4 protein-coding genes and 1 pseudogene are annotated in these 3,496 nt (G+C 25.4%); all 5 read left to right on the top strand.

The annotated features are described in order from the left end of the window. Positions 1-193 (top strand): hypothetical protein (locus JG677_RS07475; protein WP_200286016.1); only part of this gene is annotated, 193 nt, incomplete at its 5' end. A gap of 128 nt (positions 194-321) precedes the next feature. Then, entirely contained in the window at positions 322-1,158 is an 837-nt protein-coding gene (locus JG677_RS07470; RefSeq protein ID WP_200169219.1) for a biotin synthase, read from the top strand. Further along, the gene (locus JG677_RS07465; RefSeq protein ID WP_200217047.1) at positions 1,139-2,320 is read left to right on the top strand and encodes a cation:proton antiporter; all 1,182 of its coding nucleotides are present in this window, start codon (positions 1,139-1,141) and stop codon (positions 2,318-2,320) included. Before JG677_RS07470 ends, JG677_RS07465 begins: the two co-directional genes overlap by 20 nt. Beyond that, positions 2,320-3,081: a 3'(2'),5'-bisphosphate nucleotidase CysQ family protein gene (locus JG677_RS07460; protein WP_200169218.1), complete on the top strand. Its 762-nt coding sequence runs from the start codon at positions 2,320-2,322 to the stop codon at positions 3,079-3,081. The genes JG677_RS07465 and JG677_RS07460 overlap by 1 nt, the downstream gene beginning before the upstream one ends. A gap of 8 nt (positions 3,082-3,089) precedes the next feature. After that, a pseudogene (locus JG677_RS07455) lies at positions 3,090-3,496 on the top strand (hypothetical protein); the annotation flags it as partial.

The raw sequence follows: 3,496 nt of genomic DNA, 5'->3' as shown, positions 1-3,496 counted from the left end.
CAATGATTCTTATAACGGTTTTATAGGAAATGCATCTGCTTGGAAAAAAATTTTAAAAAGTGTAAAAATGCCATTAAAAATTAAAATAAAAAATGCTATTAATGATTTTTTTATCCGCTTAAAAAGAAGTTGTAAAAGAAGAATAGCTTTTTTTACAAAAAAATATAAAAATGATATCAATGAATTTCATTAAAATTTGTTATTTTAATAATTAATACAATGTTAAAAATATCTTAAATCTAAAATATCAAAAAAGATAAATTTATTAAAATTAAGGCTTTTTTGTTAGAATGTGATTTTAATTACCCAATAGGAGAAGCAATGCAAATTATGCTTTGTGCTATATGCAATATAGCAAGTGGAGGGTGTAGTGAAGATTGTAAATACTGCACTCAAAGCTCTTTTGTTAAAACAAATATTTTAAAATATAAAAGAAAAGATATAGAACAAATTGTTTTAGAAGCTAAAATAGCTAAAAAAAATCAAGCTTTAGGTTTTTGCTTAGTAACTGCTGGACTTGGACTTGATGATGAAAAACTAGAATATATTTGCAAAGCTGCACATACAATTAAAAAAGAAGTTCCTAATCTACTTCTTATAGCTTGCAATGGAATGGCAGATATAGAACAACTTAAAGAACTTAAAAAAGCAGGAATTTTCTCCTATAATCATAATCTTGAAACTTCTAAAGAATTTTTTCCAAAAATTTGCACCACTCATACTTGGGAGAGTAGATTTAAAACAAATCTTAATGCCAAAGAAGCAGGATTAATGCTTTGTTGCGGAGGAATTTATGGAATGGGCGAGAGTGAAGAAGATAGAATAAGTTTTAGAAAATCTTTACAAGAATTAAAACCTTTTTCAACTCCTATTAATTTTTTTATTTCTAATGAAAATTTAAATTTAAAAGTTCCTAAGCTAAGTGCAGATGAAGCTTTAAAAATAATACGCGATACAAAAACTGCTTTAAAAGATTCTGTTATTATGGTAGCAGGAGGACGCGAGTTTATCTTAAAAGAAAGACAATATGAAATTTTTGAAGCAGGAGCTTCTTCTATTGTTATAGGGGATTATCTTACCACAAAAGGAGAAGTAGCCTCTAAAGATATTGAAAAACTTAAACAAATGGGATTTAGTTTTGCTTCAGAATGTCATTGAGCATCAAGATTTAATTGATTTAAAAATTCTTACAACAATAGCTTGTTGTTTGTTCCTTTCTCCTTATATTGCTAAATCTTTACGTTTGCCTATTTCTGCAACTGAAATTATTTTAGGCTCTATTGTAGCTTATTTTAATTTTATAGAAGAAAGTGAAAATTTTAAACTTTTGGCTAATATTGGTTTTTTTTATTTAATGTTTATTGCAGGCATGGAAGTAAATTTAAGAGATTTTTTCAATATGGAAAAAAAACTTGTTAAACAAAGTCTTTATTATATATTTTTACTTTATTCTCTAGCTTCTTTAATTGTATGGATTTTTAAGCTTCATTTTGTATTTATTTTAATCATACCTATAATGAGTGTTGGTCTTTTATCTATACTTTTTAAAGATTTTGGCAAAAATTGCTATTGGCTTAATACAGCTATGATCGTAGCCACTTTAGCTGAAGTAATTAGTATAGTTTTAATTACTATTGCAGGAGCTTTTTTAAGAGAAGATACAAGCATTATTAGTGTAGGACAAAGCATTTTATACCTTAATATCTTTTTAGGTCTTTGTTTATTAAGTTTTAAAATTCTTGGTATTTTATTTTGGTGGTATCCAGGATTAAAAACTATTTTAATGCCCGAAGAAGATAAAAACGAAAAAGATATAAGATTTTGTATTGCTATTTTCATTTTAATCATTATAGCAATGATTATTACAAAATTAGAAGTTGCACTTGGAGCTTTTATAGCTGGTTCTTTTATGGCAACTTTCTTTAACCATAAAAAAGATTTAGAACACAAACTTTCAAGTTTTGGCTATGGATTTTTAATTCCTGTATTTTTTATCTATATAGGATCAACTTTTGATATCAAAATACTTTTAGAATATAAAATTATACTCTATTCTTTCTCACTAATGCTCCTAATGATGTGTTTAAGAATACTTTGTTCTATGATTTTTTTAAAAGATATTGGCTTTAAAAACTCAATTTTATTTGGCCTAAGTCACTCTATGCCCTTAACCTTGCTCATTGCTGCAGCAACTTTATCTTTTAATGCTAAAATTATTTCTTCGAATTTATATGCGGCTTTAATTTTAACAGCTTTATTTGAGGTTATTATAGTTTTAAGTTTAATAAAAATTGTATCAAACATAAAAAAGGAGGGTTAATGAATTTAGATCAATATTTAAATTTAGCACTTGAAGCTGCCACTTTAGCATCTAAAGCCATAATGCAAACTAGAGATTCTGTAGAAATTTGGAAAAAAGAAGATAAAAGCCTAGTTTCAACAGCAGATATGGTTTCTAATGATATCATTACACAAAAACTCTCGCAAACCAATTTCAAAATTTTTTCAGAAGAAAAAATTTTAAAATATGAAGAAAGAAAAAATTTAGAATATTTTTGGCTTATTGATCCCTTAGATGGCACAAGTGGATTTTTAAAAAATTCAGATGAATTTTGCGTTATGATCTCTCTTATAAAAGAACAAAGACCTATTTTAGCTCTTATTCAAAGTCCTAGTACTAATACTGTTTTTTATGCTCATTTACACACTCCTGTTTATAAGAATAATACAATTTTAAAAAAAGATGAAGATTTAATAAACCAAAACAAAAATACCGCTCTTTTAAGCGTAAATCATCTCAGTAAAGAAGATGAGGATTTTGCAAAAAAATATAATTTAAAAGCTTTAAACATAGGCTCTGGACTTAAATTTTGTGCTATTTTAGAAGGAAGAGCTGGTGTATATAAAAGAAATGAAAGTTTAAGTATATGGGATATAGCAGCAGGAGATTTTTTAATCAATCAAATGGGTGGCTTTATGGGGGATTTGAATTTAAAATTATTAAATTACAATCAAGAAAGTTATAAAGCTTTACCTTTTATAGCACTTTCAGATAAAAAATTCTTAAAAGATTTTTTATAAGGATAAAAATGAAAATTTTATTTTTAATTCTCTTTTTATTTAATATTTTACTATCCAATGATTTTTCACAGAAAAAAATTTTAAATATGAAATCAAATGAAGATTCATTTGAAATCATTGATTTAAAACAAAACAATTTAATAGATATTGATAAACAAGAAGCTCTTTTTAATAGTTCAAAAATAAACAAAGAAGAAAATAATCTTAAAGATTTAAAAACTGATTTTGCTATACTTGTAGGTTTTAAACCTCATTTTGGCCTAGCCTTAAATCAAATTTATATTAAAGCTGATAAATTTTCTTCTTTATTTATGAAAAATTTTTTCTTAAATTCAAAACTTTGCTTTATAAATTCTAAAGCCAATGGAATATATCAAAATAAAAAATATCTTGATTTGTTTAGTATAGATAATAA

This window comes from Campylobacter sp. TTU-622 (genome assembly GCF_016598965.1).
GTDB lineage: Bacteria > Campylobacterota > Campylobacteria > Campylobacterales > Campylobacteraceae > Campylobacter_D.
This window is presented reverse-complemented; position numbering and strand designations above follow the sequence as displayed.

Bases quoted from the DNA above. Each gene is read 5' to 3' on its own strand.
- JG677_RS07470 (WP_200169219.1), top strand. From the start codon at position 322: ATGCAAATTATGCTTTGTGCTATATGCAATATAGCAAGTGGAGGGTGT.
- JG677_RS07460 (WP_200169218.1), top strand. From the start codon at position 2,320: ATGAATTTAGATCAATATTTAAATTTAGCACTTGAAGCTGCCACTTTA.